General features: G+C 68.4%; 15 protein-coding genes. 8 read left to right on the top strand and 7 right to left on the bottom strand.

The window, feature by feature from the left end:
• The first annotated feature begins 115 nt into the window (after window positions 1–115).
• A complete protein-coding gene (gene hpbA, locus FHG66_RS13700; RefSeq protein WP_139077616.1) occupies window positions 116–2,152 on the top strand; it encodes an N-methyl-L-proline N-demethylase HpbA in 2,037 nt (678 codons plus the stop codon).
• A gap of 65 nt (window positions 2,153–2,217) precedes the next feature.
• Here the strand turns inward: hpbA and FHG66_RS13695 are convergent, their stop codons facing one another.
• On the bottom strand, window positions 2,218–3,999 hold the full coding sequence (locus tag FHG66_RS13695) for a PAS domain-containing protein (RefSeq protein ID WP_139077615.1): 1,782 nt from the start codon (window positions 3,997–3,999) through the stop codon (window positions 2,218–2,220).
• A 307-nt stretch (window positions 4,000–4,306) separates the two neighbouring features.
• On the opposite strand from FHG66_RS13695, the gene FHG66_RS21625 reads away from it, so the two are divergent.
• Entirely contained in the window at window positions 4,307–4,459 is a 153-nt protein-coding gene (locus FHG66_RS21625) for a hypothetical protein (RefSeq protein WP_176556251.1), read from the top strand.
• Between the two features lie 141 nt (window positions 4,460–4,600).
• Here the strand turns inward: FHG66_RS21625 and FHG66_RS13690 are convergent, their stop codons facing one another.
• Window positions 4,601–5,653: an NAD(P)-dependent alcohol dehydrogenase gene (locus tag FHG66_RS13690; protein WP_139077614.1), complete on the bottom strand. Its 1,053-nt coding sequence runs from the start codon at window positions 5,651–5,653 to the stop codon at window positions 4,601–4,603.
• A 38-nt stretch (window positions 5,654–5,691) separates the two neighbouring features.
• Here FHG66_RS13690 and FHG66_RS13685 point away from each other — a divergent pair, with 38 nt between their 5' ends.
• Both FHG66_RS13685 and FHG66_RS13680 read left to right on the top strand, forming a co-directional pair.
• Window positions 5,692–6,831: an ATP-binding protein gene (locus FHG66_RS13685; protein ID WP_139077613.1), complete on the top strand. Its 1,140-nt coding sequence runs from the start codon at window positions 5,692–5,694 to the stop codon at window positions 6,829–6,831.
• Window positions 6,832–7,367: 536 nt separating this feature from the next.
• Window positions 7,368–8,111, top strand: a complete 744-nt coding sequence (locus tag FHG66_RS13680) for a Crp/Fnr family transcriptional regulator (RefSeq protein ID WP_139077612.1) — start codon at window positions 7,368–7,370, stop codon at window positions 8,109–8,111.
• Between the two features lie 594 nt (window positions 8,112–8,705).
• On the opposite strand, the gene FHG66_RS13675 is transcribed toward FHG66_RS13680, so the two are convergent.
• The 4 genes from FHG66_RS13675 to FHG66_RS13660 form a co-directional block, all read right to left on the bottom strand.
• On the bottom strand, window positions 8,706–9,788 hold the full coding sequence (locus FHG66_RS13675) for an endonuclease/exonuclease/phosphatase family protein (RefSeq protein ID WP_139077611.1): 1,083 nt from the start codon (window positions 9,786–9,788) through the stop codon (window positions 8,706–8,708).
• Window positions 9,789–10,104: 316 nt separating this feature from the next.
• Complete coding sequence (locus tag FHG66_RS13670) at window positions 10,105–11,658, bottom strand: polysaccharide lyase family 7 protein (protein ID WP_176556250.1); 1,554 nt, start codon at window positions 11,656–11,658, stop codon at window positions 10,105–10,107.
• A 969-nt stretch (window positions 11,659–12,627) separates the two neighbouring features.
• A complete protein-coding gene (locus FHG66_RS13665) occupies window positions 12,628–13,236 on the bottom strand; it encodes a calcium-binding protein (protein ID WP_139077609.1) in 609 nt (202 codons plus the stop codon).
• A gap of 45 nt (window positions 13,237–13,281) precedes the next feature.
• Window positions 13,282–13,551, bottom strand: coding sequence for a PepSY domain-containing protein (locus FHG66_RS13660; protein WP_176556249.1), 270 nt, complete (start codon window positions 13,549–13,551; stop codon window positions 13,282–13,284).
• Window positions 13,552–13,675: 124 nt separating this feature from the next.
• On the opposite strand from FHG66_RS13660, the gene FHG66_RS13655 reads away from it, so the two are divergent.
• The 4 genes from FHG66_RS13655 to FHG66_RS13640 all read left to right on the top strand — a co-directional run bounded on the left by FHG66_RS13655 (window position 13,676) and on the right by FHG66_RS13640 (window position 18,537).
• A complete protein-coding gene (locus FHG66_RS13655; protein ID WP_246082607.1) occupies window positions 13,676–14,014 on the top strand; it encodes a PepSY domain-containing protein in 339 nt (112 codons plus the stop codon).
• Complete coding sequence (locus FHG66_RS13650) at window positions 14,014–14,679, top strand: response regulator transcription factor (protein WP_139077607.1); 666 nt, start codon at window positions 14,014–14,016, stop codon at window positions 14,677–14,679. The genes FHG66_RS13655 and FHG66_RS13650 overlap by 1 nt, the downstream gene beginning before the upstream one ends.
• Window positions 14,676–16,019: a sensor histidine kinase gene (locus FHG66_RS13645; protein ID WP_139077606.1), complete on the top strand. Its 1,344-nt coding sequence runs from the start codon at window positions 14,676–14,678 to the stop codon at window positions 16,017–16,019. The genes FHG66_RS13650 and FHG66_RS13645 overlap by 4 nt, the downstream gene beginning before the upstream one ends.
• Window positions 16,020–16,206: 187 nt before the next feature.
• Complete coding sequence (locus FHG66_RS13640; protein ID WP_139077605.1) at window positions 16,207–18,537, top strand: putative bifunctional diguanylate cyclase/phosphodiesterase; 2,331 nt, start codon at window positions 16,207–16,209, stop codon at window positions 18,535–18,537.
• A gap of 15 nt (window positions 18,538–18,552) precedes the next feature.
• Here the strand turns inward: FHG66_RS13640 and FHG66_RS13635 are convergent, their stop codons facing one another.
• The gene (locus FHG66_RS13635; protein ID WP_139077604.1) at window positions 18,553–19,596 is read right to left on the bottom strand and encodes an ABC transporter ATP-binding protein; all 1,044 of its coding nucleotides are present in this window, start codon (window positions 19,594–19,596) and stop codon (window positions 18,553–18,555) included.

Here is a 19,596-nt window from a genome sequence, read left to right as displayed (position 1 = left end):
AGGCGCGGGCCCGATAGACGGGCCACATCACCGTTCACGAGTGACCCCGTTCTTCACAGGTGTGTACATTGGGGTCTAGCGCTTTGTCTTGCCCCTTTCCGACGCGGATGCTCCCATGACTCACGACCCGCTCCTCCAGCCTTTCCGGCTCAAGCACCTGACGCTGCGCAACCGGGTCATGATCACGAGCCATGAGCCGGCCTACCCGGAGGACGGAATGCCCAAGGAGCGTTATCGCGCCTACCATGTGGAGCGGGCCCGCGCGGGGATCGCGCTGACGATGACGGCGGGCTCAGCCTCGGTCGCGCGCGACAGCCCGCCGGTGTTCAACAACATCCTGGCCTGGAAGGACGAGGTCGTGGGCTGGATGCGCCAGCTCGTCGACGAATGTCACGACCATGGTGCTGCGGTGATGATCCAGCTCACCCATCTCGGGCGGCGTACGCGCTGGGACAAGGGCGACTGGCTGCCCGTGCTGGCGCCTTCCCATGAGCGCGAGGCCTCGCACCGCGCCTTCCCCAAGCGCTTGGAGGACTGGGACATCGTCCGCATCATCGGCGACTACGCGGATGCCGCCGAGCGCATGAAGGCCGCGGGCGTGGACGGCATCGAGTTCGAGGCCTACGGGCACCTCATGGACCAGTTCTGGTCGCCGCTGACCAACGACCTCGACGCGCCTTATGGGGGGTCCCTGGACAACCGCCTGCGTTTCACCTTCGACGTGCTGCGCGCCGTGCGCGAGCGCTGCGGGAGCGAGTTCATCGTAGGCATCCGCTACACCGGCGACGAGGGAACTCCGGGCGGGATCACCCGCGAGGACGGGCTCGAGATCTCGCGCCGTCTCCGCGACAGCGGGATGGTGGACTTCCTGAACGTCGTGCGGGGCCGGATCGACACGGACGCGGCGCTCACGGACGTGATCCCGATCCAGGGGATGCCCAGCGCCCCTCACCTCGACTTCGCGGGCGAGATCCGGGCGGCCACGGGGTTCCCGGTCTTCCACGCGGCGCGCATCAACGACGTGGCCACCGCGCGCCATGCCATCGCGAGCGGCAGGCTCGACATGGTGGGTCTCACCCGCGCGCACATGGCCGACCCGCACATCATGCGGAAGGTGCTCGAAGGGCGCGAGGACGACATCCGGCCCTGCGTGGGCGCGAACTACTGCCTCGACCGCATCTACCAGGGCGGGCACGCCTATTGCATCCACAACCCGGCTACGGGGCGCGAGACGACGATGCCCCACACCATTCCGGCGGCAAACCGGCGAAAGCGGATCACGGTGGTCGGCGCCGGTCCGGCAGGCCTCGAGGCCGCGCGCGTGGCGGCCGAGCGCGGGCACGCGGTCACCGTCTTCGAGGCCGCCGACCAGCCGGGTGGGCAGATCCGCCTCACCGCCCAGAGCGAACGCCGGCGCGAGATGATCTCCATCGTCGCCTGGCGCATGGCCCAGTGCGAGAAACGCGGCGTCCAGTTCCACTTCAACACCTTCGCCGATGCCGACACGATCCTCGCCACCGAGCCCGACGAGGTGATCGTCGCCACGGGCGGGCTGCCGCACACCGAGGTGCTGGCGGCGGGCAACGATCTCGTGGTTTCTGCCTGGGACATCCTGTCAGGTGACGCGCGGCCGGGGACGAACGTGCTGGTCTATGACGACGCAGGCGACCACGCGGGGCTGCAGGCGGCCGACATGATCGCGGCCACAGGCGCCAAGGTCGAAATCGTGACGCCCGACCGCGCCTTCGCGCCCGAGGTCATGGCCATGAACCTCGTGCCCTACATGCGAAGCCTCCAGCGGCGCGACACCACCTTCACCGTGACGTGGCGGCTGAAAACCGTGGAGCGGCAGGGCAACCAACTCGTGGCCACGCTGGGCTCGGACTACGGCGACATGACGCGAGGGCGGGTCGTGGACCAAGTAGTCGTGAACCACGGCACCCGGCCCCTGGACGAGGTCTACTTCGATCTGAAGGCGCTGTCCGCGAACGGCGGCGAGGTCGATTACGAGGCGCTGGCCACAGGTCAGCCGCAACAGGTCGCCAAGAACCCCGACGGCCGCTTCCGCCTGTTCCGCATCGGCGACGCCGTCGCCGCCCGCAACACCCATGCCGCCATCTACGACGCCCTGAGGCTGGTCAAGGACCTCTGAGCCAAGCGGGGATCAAGGATGCCGCGAAGGCCCCTGCAGCCGTGGCGGCGTCTACGCGGCGCAGGTCAGCCCGCCTGCAGGTTCGCCAACGGCGCCTCGATGCGGCAGACGACGCCGTCCGGCAGGAACTCCACCGTCACCGGGCCGCCAAGCTCGCCGGCCAGACCCTTCTGGATGAGCCGGGAGCCGAAGCCGGAGCGCGTGGGGGGTGTGACGGGGGGACCGCCTTGCTCCGCCCAGGTGAGGTGGAACATCGGCATCTCGTCCGTCGACACCGTCCAGGTCACCGCGACCGTGCCGGATTTGTTCGACAAGGCCCCGTACTTGGTGGCGTTGGTGGCCAATTCGTGCAGCGCGAGCGTCAGGCTCACGGCGGCCTGGGGCCGGAGACGCAGGTCCGGGCCCGACACCTCGAAGCGATGTTCGCTGTCGAAGGGCTGGAGGGCTGCCCGGACGACGGTCCCGAGTTGCGCCGTCTCCCAGCTTTCCCTGGTCAGCAGGTCATGCGCTGCCGCGAGCGCCATGAGACGCCCCTCGAAGGCGGCCCGCGTGTCCTGCGGCACCCGCGTGTCGCGCAGCGACTGGGTCGCGATGGATTGGACCACCGCGAGCGTGTTCTTCACCCGGTGGTTCAGTTCGTTGATGAGAAGCTCGCGCTGGCGCTCCTGCGCCTTGCGGCTGGAAATGTCCGAGAACGCCACGGCAAGGCCGCTGCCCTCCTTGGGCGAGACCCGCATCTCGATGAAGCGGTCGGGAAACACCACCGAGCGCGCCTCGAAGGTGACGGGGACCCGATCCTCCATGACCCGCTTCAGTTGCAGGTCGAATACCGAGCCCGCATGCGCGGGGAACGCCTCCCAGAGTTTTCGGCCCAGCACCGCGTCGCGCCCGATGCCGTAATACTGTTCGGCCGCCCGGTTGAAGAGCGTGATGCGCCACTCCCCGTCCACGGCGTAGAAGCAGTCGGTGACGCTGTCCATGACGGCCCGGAGGTGGCGCTCGCGCTGGCTCAGCAAGTTGGCCTGCTGCTTGGCCTCGGTGATGTCCTGCACGAAGCCGAAGTAGCCCTCGACCGTGCCATCCTCGCCGATGTTTGGGACATAGGTCGCCCGCACATGGCGCAGCTCCCCGCTGACATGCGGCACCTGGGCTTCGAACGAGGTGCGTTCGCCCGACAGGACGCGGTCCAGATGGGGCCTGGCCTGGGCAGAGGCCTCCGGCCCGATCACCTCCTCGACGCTCCGGCCTATCAGGTCCTCGCGCCGCCGCCCGAACCACTCCTCGTAGGCGCGGTTGACGAACTGGAAGCGCCGGTCCCGTCCAACCTGCGAGATGAATACCGGAAGGGCATCGGTGACCTGCTCCAGCCTCCGCTCTGCGGCCCCGCGCGCCACCGTCAGCTGGGCCAGTTCCAGCTTGGCCCGCAGCACGCTTTCGCGGGCAGCGGCGTCGGTTTCGGCAGCAGCGACGGCCCGCGCCGCGGCCTGGGCGGATTGCCGGGCCGAGGCGACGAGGATGAGGCAGACCACAGCGTAGGACGCCAATCCCGCCCAGATCGCCTGGCTCCCCTGCCCCAACGGCGAGGGGACCGCCAGATAGGCCAGACCAAGGATGGCCGACACCAAGGCTGCGAGACTTGCCGGTCCCACCCCGCCCATCACCGAACACAGGGCTACGGTGGGGATGAAGAACACGAATGGCAGGCCCGGCACCTGCTCCCAGAACGCGAGGCGGAGCACCACTGTGGCGACAGGGAAGGCCAAGGCAGCCACGTAACAGAGCAGGGCCCGGCGCCGTAAAGGCTGTGCCATCGGCGACCACAGGACGTGGCCTGTCGAACTGCTCACCTGCCGACCTCCTTCTTGGCCCCGGCCAAGCCCTGCAGCTTGGTGACCTGCGGCCGGACAATGTCAAGTCGTTGTACGCGAGAACAGTTATCAGGGGCGGGCTCTGGTTCGAGCCGCCCCCGCGTCGTCCGGGGCATAGGCTCCGCCAAGGTGGGACACCAGCAGGGCAGGATGGCCCCGGCAACACGCGGCCAGAGGACGTGGGCGCAGGTCGCGAACGTTTCGCATCGACCTGCGCGCGGACTCCCCTGGTTTCCGCGTGGGCGAGCACCGGTCCAGCCTTGATGCCCACACGGTGTCGCGTGCGGTGTCCAGAAGGCTCCCGACCCGCGAGGGCGACCGCCGGAGATGCCAAGCCCAGGGCGGCATCTCCGGCGTGCTGATGACCATGGCCGAAGCCGATGTGGGCGATCTCGTGGCCGAGGCTATGACCGCACGGAGTTCGCGGCAAACAGCCTGATCGACGGCACGCTCACGCTCCCCTACCCGCTCCATCGCCTCGCCACCGAACGCCTTCCCGGGCTCCGAGCAGACAGCCCATGAGACCGGCTCGTCCCCCTGGAATGACTGACGGCCAAGGACCTTCGGGAGCCCTGTGGCGTCAGGCGGCGTCGCTCAACGAGGCCATGTCGATGACGAAGCGGTAGCGCACGTCCGACCGCTCCATCCGCTCGTAAGCCTCGTTGATCTGGTCCATGCGGATCATCTCGACCTCCGGCAGGATGTTCGTCTCGGCACAGAAGTCGAGCATCTCCTGCGTCTCTCGGATGCCGCCGATGGGCGAGCCCGCGACGCGCCGCCGCCCGCCGAGGAGAGGCAGGGAGCTGAACTCGTCCATCGGTCCGACCTGCCCGACCAGCACCAGCGTGCCATCCACGTCCAGAAGCGGCAGGTAGGGGTTCAGGTCGTGCCGCACGGGCACCGTGTCGATGATGAGGTCAAAGCCCGAGGCGGCCCTCGTCATGGCCTCGGCGTCCGCCGACACGAGGAAGGCATCCGCCCCGAGGTCGCGCGCGTCCGCCTCCTTGTCGGGCGTGCGGCTCAGCACCGTGACATGCGCGCCCATGCCCGAGGCGAGCTTGACGGCCATATGGCCAAGACCCCCGAGTCCGATCACGCCCACGCGGCTCCCTGCGACGACGCCCCAGGTGCGCAGCGGCGAATAGGTGGTGATGCCTGCGCAAAGGAGGGGCGCGGCGCGCGCAAGGTCGAGCCCGTCCGGCACCCGCAGCACGAACTCCTCGCGCACGACGAGGTGGCGGGAGTAGCCGCCCTGCGTGGCCTCGCCGGTGATGCGGTCGCGGGCGCTGTAGGTGCCGGTGTTGCCTTCGCGGCAAAGCTGCTCCTCGCCCTTGCGGCACTGGTCGCAATGTTGGCAGCTGTCCACCATGCAGCCCACGGCCACGGCGTCGCCGACCTTGTAGCGGGTGACCTCGGGACCGACGGCGGTGACGCGGCCCACGATCTCGTGGCCGGGGACGACCGGATAGATGGTCCAAGGCCAGTCGCTGCGGGCTGTGTGCAGGTCCGAATGGCAGACCCCGCAGTAAAGGATGTCCATGGCGACGTCGTTGGGACGCAGGTCGCGGCGTTCGAAGGTGAAGGGCGCGAGGGGCGTCTCGGCGGATTGGGCTGCGTAGCCGGTGGTTCTCATGGCGTGCTTCCTTGTTGTCAGGGCCCCGGCAGGCCGTGATGCCGGGAGAGGCCGACCCGACCTGGGCCGGGCGTCGCGCCGACAAGGTTCCCCGGTGGACCGCGATTGTCGAGTGGTCGTGCGCTCTTCGCGCGGCGCTGGACCGCCTGGTGACGCGGGGGGTGGGCAACGAACGCGAGCGGCGGCTCATGGCGGGCGCTCTCGAGTCGGCCGAGCGCGCCAAGACGCTCGTGCAAAGGCTGCTGGCCTTTGCGCGCCGCCAGCCCCTGCAGCCGGTCGCAGTGGACGTGGGAGCGCTGGTCGATGACATGTCCAAGCTGATCGGCTCAACGCTGGGCCCCGCCATCGAGGTGCGGGTGGAGCCGGCCGCCGATCTGCCGCCGGCCAAGGCCGACCCCAACCAGCTCGAGATGGCGCTCCTCAACCTCGCAGTGAATGCCCGCGACGCCATGCCCGAGGGCGGCATCCTGACCGTCGCGGCCGCGCGAGCGAGCGTGCGCAACCGTGACGGCTTGGGGTTGAAGCAGGGCCACTATGTCCGCTTGTCGGTCAGCGACACCGGCACCGGGATGAACGAGGCCACCCTCGCCCGTGCTGTGGAGCCCTTCTTCTCGACCAAGGGGATCGGCCGTGGCACGGGCCTGGGCCTCAGCATGGTGCACGGGCTTGCCGCCCAGCTTGGGGGCGGGCTCCTGATCCGCAGCGCACTCGGCCGGGGCACGACCGTGGAGCTGTGGTTGCCCATCAGCGCCGAGCCGATCGATGCGACCGACAACGGCCGCGTCACGGCTCCGCCGGTTGCGTCGCGCGGACGGGCTCTCCTTGTGGACGACGAGGGTCTGGTGCGGATGAGCACGGCCGACATGCTGGCTGACCTGGGCTTCGACGTGCTGGAGGCCGGGCTCGCCGAGGATGCCATGCGGCTCCTCCGGGCAGGCGAAACGGTCGATCTGCTGGTCACCGACCACCTTATGCCAGGGATGAGCGGGGCAGATCTCGCTCGATCGGCACGAGAGATCAGGCCCGGAATGCCCGTGCTGGTCGTGTCAGGCTACGCCGAGGTCGACGGTCTTGCGCCCGACCTGCCCCGTCTCGTCAAGCCGTTCCGAATCGCAAAGCTCGCCGAAGCCGTCGCAGGCCTGATGCCAGTCCAGTCTGCCACGATGCGAGAGGAATAGGAGGCACCAGCACCTCCGCGTGTGCAACAGCCAAGGCTCGCCGATCCAGGGCAAGCACTCGGTGCCGAGGGGAGTCCGGTCTGCGATATGGGAGGTCACGCTTTGCAGATCATCCGAGAGCGGCAGATAAGATGCCGACGCCGCCACGCTGTCATCGAGGTGATCGGCACGCGCGATGCGCCAATGCACCATGGCTCGCCCATGCTCAATAGAGCTTGGCCGACCGCTGTTCAGCGCGCAACCTCACAACCGGCAGGTGATCACGCCCGTGGTCTGCCAAAACTCATGTTTCGCTCGGACCACTTGAAGCAGCCAAGTTCCTCATGAGCTGCTTTGAATGAGGCCCTCTCCAGCCAAGGGTATGTCCCACAGATCGCTTCGTTTCCAAATAAGAAACTCAATGTATCCCCCGCGACAACTCGCCGCAGGGTTGAAGCGATTGTTGATCGAAGCCGAGTGCGCCTTTACGAGTTGGCCTATAGAACGCGGCTGCATGGTCCCCGGTTCCACCCCCTTTGACCAAAAGTGAGATCACGATGGGCCACCCGCGTCGCGCCGACGATCGCCTATCCTGTGCCGCGTGCCCGGTCCGCTCGGCCGCCCTCTGCGCGGGCTGCACTGCGCCCGAGCTGGAAGCCTGGCAGGATCACCGCCGGGTGCGTCGGTACGAAGCCGGAGAGGCAGTCGGACATACGGGCGACAGGCTGAACGTGATGGCCACCGTGGTCGCGGGAAGCGCCACGCTGTCGCGGGGCCTGGAGGATGGCCGTACCCAGATCGTGGGCCTTCTTCTTCCGGCGAACCTCCTGGGGCGGCCCGGTGGGCAGCGTCTGGCCCATGACATCGTCGCCGCGACACCGCTCACGCTGTGCACTATCGGGGCACAGGACTTCGCTGGCCTGAGCGCCACGCAGCCAGGGGTGGCGGCACGCGTGCTGGACATGACGATGGCCGATCTCGAGGCCGCGCGGAGCTGGATGACGGTGCTGGGCCGCAAGACCGCGCGCGAGCGGGTGGCAAGCTTCCTCATGATGCTCGCGCATCGGGAGGTGGTGGCGGGGGCCGATCCCAACCGTCCCGTCGCGTTCGACCTGCCTCTCACGCGCGAGCAGATGGCCGACCACTTGGGCCTGACCATCGAGACGGTCAGCCGGCAGTTGACGACCCTGGCCCGCGAAGGGCTCCTCGCCCTGCCCACGCGTCGAGGCGTCCGGATCATCGACCTTGCGTGCCTTCTGGCCGAGACAGGCGACGACGCCGATGGCGGCCTGCCGACCTGATCCGACTTGGCGTGACCCCCTGGCGTGAATGTCCAAGCTGATGCGGGGGCCGAGACTTCAGGCTTCGCGCCATAAGTGATCGACGCGTGTCTGGTGGGCTCGTCCTCTGCTCGGCTGGGGCCATCGTCTCCGTGAAGTATCCGTCATGGCGTGCAGCCCGCGCGCAAGGCAAGCGGCGGGGCGGGGACCGGGCACCACAACTCCGGCCAGCCCAAACGTCGGCAGATCGCGATCATCCAAGCGAGGCACGCGTATGGTCCTCCTCCGGGCTCCCGGCGCAACAAGCCCGCTCGGATGCCCCGACCGATCATCATGTGCCGGGGTAGCGGGCTAAGCCGATCAGGTCCGCCGGTTGGCATGATAACGACGGTGGCCGCGCCGTTGATTGGGGGCCCTTGCGGTCCCGCAGCGCACCCGGACGTCGTAACACACTGGCACCCCGTCGACACGCCCGGTCCAGGTGGCTCACGAGGGCGCCCGGGGCCGCTGCCCCGGAACCGATCGCAATCGGATGTGCGAAGCACCGATCGCTCCTGCTCGGGCTCCGCTCCCAGACCGCGCAGGTCCCTCGGGGCCGACGAACAGGCCTGCGCTTCAGGCCTGTGCGGCCGTTTCCCGAGCCGCCTGACGGCCTTCGACGATCTTCTCCTTGGCCTCTTGCAGATCTTCGTGGTCGGGCTCCGGCGTCTCATGCACCGCCTCGGCCGCAGGTTCGAAGCGCAGTTCCGCGAAGACCGGGAAATGGTCGGAGCCGATGTTCGGAAGCCGCGCCAGGCGCAGGAGCGTGAAGGACGCTTCGAAGAAGATGTGGTCGAGAGGCCAGCGGAAGATCGGATACCCCGCGTGGAAGGTGTTGAACGTGCCCCGGCCCCGACGCGGGTCGAGCGTGCCGCTGATGCGCTGGAACAGCCGCGTCGTGTGCGACCACGCCACGTCGTTCAGGTCGCCCGCCACGATCGACGGGCGTCCGTCGGCGCGGATCTCGCGCCCGACCATAAGGATCTCGGCGTCGCGGGTCTCGGTGTCGGCCTGCACCTCGGGCGGGCGGGGATGGAGGCCGTAGAACTCGATCCAGTCGCCCGAGCGCAGCCGCACTCCGGTCCGCACGGACGGGATGTCGTCCTCCAGGAGGAAGCGCACCGTCGGGTCGCGAAGCTCCAGCTTGGAAAAGAAGTTCAGCCCATAGCAGTTGTCTTGGGGCTGCTTGAGGCGGTGGGGATAGACCGGGTCGAGGACCGAGAGCTTCTCGGTCCACCAGTCATCGGTCTCCACGACGAAAAGGATGTCGGGATCGAACTCGCGGATGAGGGAGATGAGCCTGTCGTCGATCCGGTTCTGCATAAGCACGTTGGACACCAGGACCCTGAGCACTCGACCCTCGTCGCCCGGCGGCGTGGGCTGGGCCGTGCGCACCTGCGTCGGGGCGAGCCGCGTATAGGGAAAGATCCGCCATGCCTGATAGGCCAGCGCGATCAGCAGGGCGCCGGTCAGCGCCATGTCCCACAAGCCTCCCGTGTCGGTCAGCGCGAACTGGAGGAGCAGGACGGCCAGAAGCCCGAAGGCGATCTGCATGCGTGGGAAGTCGGCGAAGCGGATCCACCAGCGGGCGCTCCGCAGACGGGACAGGATCGTGAGGCCGACAAGGAGGGCGCCGAGGATGAAGATGACGATCTGCATGCAGGTCTCCGCAGGTTTCCTACAAACCTAATCCGGCTGCCTGGATTGCCAAAGGCGTGTCCGGCCCGAACCTTCCAATCGAGGCTGGCGAGCCATGGCCGATGCCGTCGACCGCCTCCATCCAGCCGACCCGCCACCCCGGGCTACCGCCCAGCCGAGCGGGATGCTGGGTCCCGGGCCGCGGGAGCCCCGGGGCGAGCGCCCGTGAGGGTCCGACGATCCGCTCGGGCGATGCGGCGCTGCCGTCGGGGGCGATCTCGGGCTCCCGACGGCTTTGCGATGCGTGGTCCCGCCCACGCTGGGCGTGATCCGTGCCTTAGAGGACCAAGTCGTTCGCGCTGAGTGCGACGGCCCCCAGGTCGATCGCGAAATCGGCCTTTCCGTCACCGGTCACGTCGGCTGACAGGATTCCGTTCGCAAAGGCCAGGCGGCCCATGCCGCTGCCACCCCAGGCAAAGGCCTGGTCGCCCGAAAGCTTGGTGTTCGCATCGATGCCGCTGAGGTCGATGTGATCGACGCCCGACACGAAGTCGACGATCCGGTCCGCCCCGATGGTCCGGCTGTCGTAGCTGCTGGCGAAGACGAAGACGTCGCAGCCCTCGCCGCCCATGAGGTCGTCGCGACCTCCTGCGCCCACCAGCGTGTCGTCGCCTGCGCCGCCGGACAGCCGGTCATCGCCCGAACCGCCATCGAGCCAGTCGGCGCCATAGCCGCCCTCGACGCGGTCGGCTCCTGCCCGGCCAAACAGCTTGTCATCCCCGTCGAGGCCGAGAAGGACGTTGGCGGCCGCGTTGCCCAGGATCTGGTCGTGGCTGGCGCTTCCCGTGCCGTTGATGGCCTGGGTCCCGGACAGTTCGAGCTTTTCGGTATCGACGTTCAGCGTGAAGGACACCGCCGAGGTCACGCTATCGAAGCCCTTGCCGCCCTGCACCACGGTGCCGGCCTCGGTCACGGTGAACCGGTCGGCCGCGTCGGTGCCGGTCAGGATGCGGGAGGGTGGCTCCACCGGAGGCTGCACGATGGGAGGCTGCACGACGGGAGGCTGCACGACGGGCGGCTCGACCGGAATGAACGGACCGGGCTGCCCCCCGATGGGCGCGGTGCCGGTCGAGATCCCGAGATCGGTGACCTGCCCGTCGTGGCGCACGTCGATGCCGTAGACCGACACCTGCCCTTCGCCGCGCGATGTCTCCTCGTTGGTGCCGAGGTAAAGGCCGGCCTTGAAGTAGAACCGGTTGTCGTCCCAGCCCGGGCCGATGGTGATGGCGCTGGTGTAGGTGATGCCATCCGCCTTGAGCGTGAGCCGCAGATCGTGGCCCTTCACGTCCATCGTGTAGACGAAGGTCTCGTTCAGGTCGATCTTGGGCGTGTTCCCCTGGGCGTCCTTGAAGAGGTAAACGACGTCCTTGGACTGCGCCTCGTTGCGGCCGTTGACCCAGTAGACGCTGCCATTCTCCCAATAAAGGCGCACGAGCTGGTGGTCGCCGCCGTGGATCTGGCCCACCACCACCTTGGCGGCGCTGCCGTCCAACTTGGTGGGCACGAAATCCACCTGCATGGCCACCGCCATCGAGCCGCCTTCCTGCAGCGACCACTCCGCGTTGGTGGGGCTGGCGAAGGTGGGGTTGAGCTCGCGCAGTTCGGACCGGGCGTAGCGGGCGCCGCCGGTGGTGACGCCGTCGACGGGCGCACGCATCACCATGGCGCCATCGGTGCCGGTATGGAACCAGGTCCCGGTGTAGCCGCCGAGCTTCTTGATCTCGGCATAGCGCCCCGTGAGCCCGCCTTCCGCGTCCACAGGGAGTTGCAGCTTCCATTCGGAAAGGTCGAAATTGGCGCTGGGCACCGCGTTCGGTAGAAGAGTGGTCATGCGTCTGTCCCCTAAGGACGGATCCATACCCGACGGCATGGCCCGTCTTGTTGTTTGGATCGGACCCAGGACAGAAACAGTCGGGACCCGACCCGGCTGTTTGATTTTTAGATTGTGTTTTTCGGTGGCTTTTAAAGCGGCGGGAATGGTTCAAGATTGTGAACCACAGAATGCCGCCGCGCAGAAACCTCTTTCGGTTGCGATCAGAAACGCCCTGAAGGCATCGCAGCAGGGCCGGTTCCGCCACGCCCGGGTATCAGATTGTTAAGCGTTGTTAAGCGTCTTGGCCATATCGGGGCCGTTCCGGGGCCATGGTCCCGGACTGTCGCTTTCTCCGGGAGTCAGGGAGCCTCCGCTAATTGTCCATGATCTGCCTGCACTGACCGGCTTTCGCCTAGCCTTGCAAAAGGACACCGGGTTCCTTGTCCCAATAGGGAATCTTACCTGTCTATTAATTGCAAACAGGGGAAGGGCTTCAATTCTTCACAATCTCTTAAATTAAGAATTCGGCTTCATGCCCGCGGACTCGCTGCAGGGTATTGCGCGATTCATTGCCGATCATCCTGTGATTGCACCATCGGGGCTCTCCTCAAGCGGCCCGCGGCCATGGCGGGCAGAGGGCGGGACCTGCGATTCGCTCGGGATGGAGACCGGCCAAGAGCGGAAGCTTGCTTCTCAGAGTCGGGGGCGAACCGGGTCATGCCAACCGGGCGGGCCCTAGGGGGCCGTTGACCCGCCGCGGTCGTCACGCGCGCAGGGCAGTCGAGTCGCGACGGCAACGGAGCCTTCCGGCCTTGCGGGCGGGATCGGGACGACATCCAGCCACCGGACCGATGCCTGCCGCCCCAGGGCGGCAGACAGCGATGGTGGCCAGACCCAATCCGCGGCGTGGCGCGATCGAGACAAGAGGCACGCAGGTTCCGGCCCGGCCCACCCGGGGGTGGCCGGGCCTGGGGCGACCAGGCCTGCTCAGAGCAGGAAGTCACCCAGATCGAGTTGGCTCCGGCTTAGGTCCTCGATGACGATGGTGGTCTCGGACCCGAGCCGCAGCACGAGGTCGCCGTCCACCTGCCTTGCCGTTCGGATGATCGCCAGCGCCTCGGCCCGGCTCACGTCGTCCAACTCGATCCGGTCGGTGCCGTTCTGGAAGTCGGTGATGCGGTCCCAGCCGTCGCCGCGCTCGAACTCGAAGACGTCCGCGCCCGCTCCGCCTGCGAGGCGGTCGTTGCCCTTCCCCCCTTCGAGCCAGTCGGAGCCCAGGCCGCCATAAAGCACGTCCGCCCCCGAGCCGCCCTCCAGATCGTCGCGGCCCTCGCCTCCCCAAAGGCGGTCTGCGCCCGCGGCTCCCTCGATCTCGTCATGGCCCGCGCCGCCATACAGGAGGTCGTTGCCGGTGCCCCCTTCGAGGTCATCGTTCCCCGCCTCGCCCCAGAGCCTGTCGGCGCCGTCGCCGCCGTAAAGGTCATCCGAGCTGTCGCGGCCGTAGAGCCGGTCGTTGCCGTCCCGGCCCAGGATCTCGTCGGACCGCGAGGTGCCGGTAAGGGTGTTGGCGGCCGAGGTGCCGGTGATGCGTGCCATGTCGTGTCTCCTGTGTGTCGTTGGAATGGTGTGGGAAGAGCCGGATCAGTCCTCAGGCATCTCGCTCAGGACCGTGCCGGTGGCGGCCTCGATGCGCAGGTCCACCAAAAGGCCCTGCGGGCTCATCGCTTCGACCTCAATGACGCGGCCGCCGACGTCGATGTCGGCGACGTCGTAGCCACGCTCCTCCAGGTCGCCGATGATCGTCGAAAGCGCCGGGGCCGTGCCCGCCGGATCGGCGGGGGCCGTCTGCGCGCCTGCGGCGCCGGCAAGGGTTGCGGCCATCAGGGCCGCGAAGGGGAAGGCATGGGTCATGAACATTCTCTCCGTTGGGGGCGGCGTCGCCCTTGGTGCGAATCACCTTTCGCACGCCTTTGCTGACGCCGGCCTGATCAGGACTGTCAGCGCGCCGTCAGGTTCAGTCCGCTAGACCCGCTCCATGATGCGTGCCCTGCCCTTGACCCTCGTGCTCCTCCTCGCTCCGACCGTGCCCTCGGCCGACACCCATGACGCCGACCTCGCGCGTGCGGCGGTCGAGCGGGGCGAGATCCTGCCATTGTCCGCCATCCTCCCTGACCTCGAGGCCCGCTGGGGCGGGCAGGTGCTCGATGTCGAGATCGACGAGGAGGCGGGCCTGCGCGTCTACGAGTTGGAGATCCTGACCGCCGACGGGCGGCTCCTCGAAGTGGAGGTGAACGCCGTCACCGGCGAGCTCATCGACGTGGAGGCCGAAGCCGAGGACGACGTTGATGACGCCACCGAGGGCGGGAGCGACTGATGCGCGCCCTGCTGGTGGAGGACGACCCGCGCATCGCGCGCGACGTGGCGGCGGTGCTGGCCGGGGCGGGGTTCCGGGTCGAAACCGCGACGGACGGCGAGGAAGCCTGGTTTCGCGGCGGGACCGAGTCCTACGACCTCATCGTGCTGGACCTCGGCCTGTCGCGGATGGACGGGCTGTCGGTGCTCCGGCGCTGGCGGACCGAAGGCTGTGACGCCCCGGTCCTCGTGCTCACCGCACGGGGGAGCTGGACCGAGCGGGTCGAAGGCATCGAGGCCGGGGCCGACGACTACCTGCCCAAGCCCTTTCACATTGAGGAACTCGTGGCGCGCGCCCGCGCCCTTGTCCGGCGCGCCGCCGGGCGCAGCACCGCCGTGCAGGCCGCGGGCCGGCTCCGGCTCGACCTCAACCGCATGACCGTGTCGCTCGACGGCCAGCCGCTCGACCTCACGCCGCTCGAGTTCCGCCTCCTGGCCTATCTCGCGCTTCACCGCGACCGCCCGGTGCCGCCGACCGAACTGCTCGAGCACCTCTACGGCGACGACGACTCTCGCGAGGCCAATGCCTTGGAGGCCGCCGTGGCGCGCCTCCGGCGCAAGCTTGGTCCTGGCGTGATCGCGACGCGCCGTGGCTTCGGCTACCAGCTTGAGGGCGGCACGCCGTGAGGCGCGGCTCCATCCGGCTCCGGCTGCTGCTCGCCGGGGCCGTGGGCGTCACGCTGGCGCTCCTGCTCGCGATCTGGGGCCTCCTCCTGCTGTTCGACCGGCAGGTGGAGCGCGTGGCGCTGAGCGACCTCAACGACCGGCTGGAGCATCTGGCGACGGCGGTTGAACTCGGCTCCGACGGGCAACCGCTCCTCCCCGATCCGCCGCGCGACCCGCTCTATCAGAGGCCCTATTCGGGGCATTACTGGCAGATCGGGATGGGCGAGGCCGATCTGCGCTCCCGGTCGCTGTGGGACGCCGAGCTTCCGGTCCCGGACCTCGCGCCCGGCGGCACCTGGACCGGCAGCCTGAGCGGGCCGCAGGGCGAGCCGCTCCTTGTCCTTGCGCGCGCCCTCCGCCTCGAGACCGCGACCGGGGAAACGCCGCTGCGGATCGCTGTGGCCATCGACCGGGCCGAGCTCGACCAGATCCGGGCGGACTTCCGGCATGACCTGCTGCCCTATGCGGCCCTGCTCGGCCTTGGCCTTGTGGTCGCTGGGGCGGCGCAGGTGGCCGTCGGTCTGCGTCCTCTCTCGACCCTGGGCGCCCGCGTGGCCGCGCTGAACGCCGGGGCGCAGCGGATCGGCGCTGATGTGCCCGCCGAAGTGAGACCGCTCGCGGAGGAGATCGATGTCCTTCTGTCGGCCCGCGAAGCCGAGTTGGAGCGCGCCCGAGCCCGTGCGGGCGACCTTGCCCATGGCCTCAAGACACCCCTGCAGGCACTTCTGGGCGAGGCCGCGCGGCTTCGGGGGAACGGTTCGTCCGACGCGGCGGACGGCATCGAGGAGATCGCCTGGACGATGCGGGCCCATGTGGACCGTGAACTTGCCCGTGCCCGAACCGCCGCCCCTCGGGCCGACGCCATGAGCGACCCCGTGGCCGTCGCCGAAGCGGTCGCATCCGTCCTGCGCCGCACGCCGCGGGCGATGCAGGTTGCCGTCTCCGTGACGGGGCCCCGAGGACTCGCTGTCCGTCTCGATCGGGCCGACTTGACCGAGGCGCTTGGGGCGCTCGCCGAGAACGCGCTGCGGCACGCCCGCGCCACCGTGGAGATCGCCTGCCATCGCCGGAATGACAGGGTCGTCCTTTGCGTCCGCGATGACGGCCCGGGAGTTGCGCCCGACCGTCTCGACCAGTTGCCCGACCGTGGCCTGCGCCTCGATCAGCAGGGCGAGGGCACCGGCCTGGGCCTGGCCATCGCCGCCGAGATTGCAGCCAGCGCAGGCGGGTCGTTGACGCTGTGCAACCTCGACCAAGGGTTCGAGGCCGAGATGGTCCTGCCCGTCGCCGGACGGTCCTGACCTGTTTCAGGTTCCCTGCATCCGATACCTGAGCGGCGTCCATCCGGCTCGCATTAACATTTCGTTAATTCAATGCTGTCTTGAGTAGTAAAGAGCTGGTTAAGGGCTGGGGGCGTGAGCCATCGCGGGCCAAGGACCCGGCAACGGGCAGGGCACCCGGCTCGCCTGAGTGGTAGTACGAGGTCACATGCCGTTCCGATCGCCGTCGTCCCGCCTGCCTTGGGCTGTCACGCTGGCCTATGCGGGCCTGGCTGCCTGTTGGATCGGTCTGAGCGATCAGACGCTTTCCTTCATGATCACGGATCCCGCGCTGCTGGGTCAGGCGCAGACCGTAAAGGGCTGGGGCTTCGTGGCCGTGACCGCTGTGTTCCTTTATCTCGCCATGCGGTCCACGCTTCGTTGGCAACGGGTGGTGTTCGACGAGATCCGAACCGTGCGCGACCGTTTGACGCTGGCCCTTGCTGCAGCAGACGGCACGGTCTGGGAGCTGCGGCCCCGTGCGGGGGCAAGCCTCGCAGAAAGCCGGCTCGATGACCTCCAGGTCGCCACCTGTTCGTCGGGAGGCGCTTGGTCGGACGTGGCGGATCATTTTGCGGCCGTCGACACCAAGGACCGACAGCCGCTTTTGGATGCCTTCGACGCCGCGGTGCGATCGCCCGAGCCGCAGCCCTTTGCTGCTACGATCCGTGTCGCTCTGCCGGCAGGACCGCAGAGGGTGTTTCGCCTGCTTGGCCGCAGCATGGTCACGGATAAGGGCGAACGGCTGGTCGGGGTTGCCACCGACATCACCGCCCATGCACGGACCGAAACGTGGCTGCGCGAAGCCTTGGCCCAAGGGCGGCTGGCCACCTGGCGCTTCGACCTCCTCAACGATCGGATCGAATTCGACGAAACCTGGGCGAGCCTTCTCGGATTCACGCAGTCCGAACTCGAGCCTTTCTCCCTGGAGCGCTGGGCCACGCTGACCGAGCCGGAAGACGCCAACCGCTTCCTGACCGAGGTCCTGTCGTCCGTCACGCCCCAGGCACCGCAGCACGAGGGCGAATACCGCATGCGCCATCGCGATGGACAATGGATCACGGTGCTGTCCCGCTGCCACGTGACCGACTGGACGCCCGACGGCCGCCCGGCGGTGCTGACGGGGGTCAACGTCGATGTGACCGAGCTGCGCGAGTTGCAGGCCCGGGCGGAAGCCAGCGCGGCGGCGGCGCAACACAACGCCCTGCACGATGCGCTCACCGGCCTGCCAAACCGGGCCTTCTTCCTGACGGAACTGGAACGCACGGTCGCGGCGGCCCGCGCGGCGGAAACGGGCTTCGCCATCCTGTTCGTCGATCTCGACAACTTCAAGCAGATCAACGACAGCCTGGGTCACCACGCGGGCGACGATCTTCTTCAAGCCGTCGCCATGCGGCTGGGCTCGTTGCTGGGCGAAGGCGAGATGCTGGCCCGCCTTGCCGGCGACGAGTTCGTCCTCATCCTGAGAACGGCGGACCGGCAGGACGCGCGCGCCCGCGCCGCGACCGTCCATGAAGCGTTTCTGCGTCCCTTCCCGGCAGCAGCCCGCAGCATCTATGCCATGGCCAGCCTGGGCCTCGCACTGTTTCCCGAGGACGCGGCGGACGCGGGCGGCCTTTTGCAATGCGCCGATTTGGCGATGTACGGGGCCAAGGCGGACGGCCGCAACGCGGTCCGGCTCTTTGACGGGACGCTCAAGGCCGCGGCCGAGCGGCGGAGCCAGATCGCGCAGGCGTTGCAGCGCTCCCTGGATGGCGGCGGGTTCTCCCTCGCGCTCCAGCCCAAGTTCTCCCTCCGCGACGGTCAGGCGCTCGCCGGGGTGGAGGCGCTCCTGCGCTGGCGCGACGACGAGTTGGGCGAGGTGCCGCCCGCCGAGTTCATCCCCATCGCGGAAAGCTCCGGCCTGATCTCAAGCTTCGACGGCGTCACGGCCAAGCTCGTGAGCGATCTCACGCAGGCCTGGGAAGCGCGGGGCATCGACCTGCCCATCGCCTTCAACCTGTCGGCGGCCACGCTGTCCTCGGTGAAGGGCGCATTCCTGGGCGAGGTCTTCCTGCGCCTGGGGCTCAGGCCGGGCCGCACCACCATCGAGATCACGGAGTCCGCGATCATGGGGCATGTCTCCACCGCCCAGGCGGATATCGAGGGCCTCGTGAAGGCGGGGTTCCGCGTCGCGATCGACGACTTTGGAACGGGCTATTCCTCGCTTGCCTATCTCCAGGCGCTTCCCATCCAGGAGGTCAAGATCGACCGGAGCTTCGTGGCCCGCCTGGGTGGACCGGAGGAGCGGGGCTCTATCGCGATCATCCGGGCGGTGCTGGCCATCGCCGAGGCTCTCGGGCTCGAAACGGTGGCCGAAGGGGTCGAGACCGAGGCGCAGTTGGCCTGGCTCAAGACCCAGGGTTGCCATCGGGCCCAGGGCTTTCTGTTCTCTCGGCCGCTTCCCGTGGCCGAGTTCGAGGAACGCTATCTTTGCACGGCGGCCCGGCGCGCCGGTTGATGCGCGTCGGCCGGATCAGCCGCAGCGCTCACCCTTCGCATCGAAGGCATGGAGCCGCGCGGGGTCCGGCCAGAGCGTCACTCGGGCGCCCGCCCCAAGATCGAGGTTGCCCTGCACCCGGGCCAGCAGCACGCCGTTGCCCCGGGTTTCGCAATACAGATTCGTGTCGGATCCCAGACGCTCGACCACCTGAAGCTCCGCCGCAAGGCCCGGCAAGGCCGAGGGGGTCAGGCTCAGGCTTTCAGGTCGGATGCCCATGGTGGTGGCCCCCGCCGGAGCCGGCCAGACCGTGCCATCGGCCAGACGCAGGCCGCCGGGGACCGGTGTTCCTTCGACCATGTTCATCGTCGGCGACCCGATGAACCCAGCCACGAAGCGGTTGGCCGGGCGTTCATAAAGCTCCATCGGCGTGCCGATCTGCTGGATGCGGCCGCCGTTCATGACGACGATCCGGTCCGCAAGCGTCATGGCCTCGACCTGATCGTGGGTGACGTAGACGGTCGTGGCTCCGATTCGGCGATGCAGCCGCGCGATCTCGAGCCGCATCTCCACCCGCAGGGCGGCGTCGAGGTTCGACAGCGGCTCGTCGAACAGGAAGGCGGCCGGCTCGCGGACGATGGCGCGCCCCATGGCCACCCGTTGCCGCTGTCCGCCGGACAGGGCACGGGGGTAGCGTTCCAGAAGGCTCTGGAGGCCCAGCACCTCGGCCGCCCGGGCGACTGGCCCGGCCCTTTCGGACTTGGAACGGCGGGCGATCTCCATGGGAAAGCCCATGTTCCGCGCGACGGTCATGTGCGGGTAAAGCGCGTAGCTTTGGAACACCATGGCGATGTCACGGTCGCGCGGCGGCACCTCGTTCATGAGGCGCCCGCCGATGGACAGGGTGCCCAGCGTGATCGGCTCCAGTCCCGCGATCATCCGCAAGAGCGTGGACTTGCCACAACCCGACGGCCCCACGAGGACCACGAACTCCCCGTCGTTCACCACCAGATCGACGTCGCGGAGCACCTCGACACGCCCGTAGGCTTTGCCGATGCCGTTCATCTCGATGCGTGCCAT

It is taken from the genome of Rubellimicrobium rubrum, assembly GCF_006152115.1.
Lineage (GTDB): Bacteria > Pseudomonadota > Alphaproteobacteria > Rhodobacterales > Rhodobacteraceae > Rubellimicrobium > Rubellimicrobium rubrum.
The sequence above is the reverse complement of the archived record's forward strand: the minus strand, read 5'-3'. Positions and strand labels throughout refer to the sequence as shown.

What these genes read in the sequence shown, in the direction of transcription:
- hpbA (WP_139077616.1), top strand. Translation starts at nt 116, where the DNA reads ATGACTCACGACCCGCTCCTCCAGCCTTTCCGGCTCAAGCACCTGACG.
- FHG66_RS13690 (WP_139077614.1), bottom strand. Translation starts at nt 5,653, where the DNA reads ATGAGAACCACCGGCTACGCAGCCCAATCCGCCGAGACGCCCCTCGCG.
- FHG66_RS13685 (WP_139077613.1), top strand. Translation starts at nt 5,692, where the DNA reads ATGCCGGGAGAGGCCGACCCGACCTGGGCCGGGCGTCGCGCCGACAAG.
- FHG66_RS13680 (WP_139077612.1), top strand. Translation starts at nt 7,368, where the DNA reads ATGGGCCACCCGCGTCGCGCCGACGATCGCCTATCCTGTGCCGCGTGC.
- FHG66_RS13675 (WP_139077611.1), bottom strand. Translation starts at nt 9,788, where the DNA reads ATGCAGATCGTCATCTTCATCCTCGGCGCCCTCCTTGTCGGCCTCACG.
- FHG66_RS13670 (WP_176556250.1), bottom strand. Translation starts at nt 11,658, where the DNA reads ATGACCACTCTTCTACCGAACGCGGTGCCCAGCGCCAATTTCGACCTT.
- FHG66_RS13665 (WP_139077609.1), bottom strand. Translation starts at nt 13,236, where the DNA reads ATGGCACGCATCACCGGCACCTCGGCCGCCAACACCCTTACCGGCACC.
- FHG66_RS13660 (WP_176556249.1), bottom strand. Translation starts at nt 13,551, where the DNA reads ATGACCCATGCCTTCCCCTTCGCGGCCCTGATGGCCGCAACCCTTGCC.
- FHG66_RS13655 (WP_246082607.1), top strand. Translation starts at nt 13,676, where the DNA reads ATGATGCGTGCCCTGCCCTTGACCCTCGTGCTCCTCCTCGCTCCGACC.
- FHG66_RS13650 (WP_139077607.1), top strand. Translation starts at nt 14,014, where the DNA reads ATGCGCGCCCTGCTGGTGGAGGACGACCCGCGCATCGCGCGCGACGTG.
- FHG66_RS13640 (WP_139077605.1), top strand. Translation starts at nt 16,207, where the DNA reads ATGCCGTTCCGATCGCCGTCGTCCCGCCTGCCTTGGGCTGTCACGCTG.
- FHG66_RS13635 (WP_139077604.1), bottom strand. Translation starts at nt 19,596, where the DNA reads ATGGCACGCATCGAGATGAACGGCATCGGCAAAGCCTACGGGCGTGTC.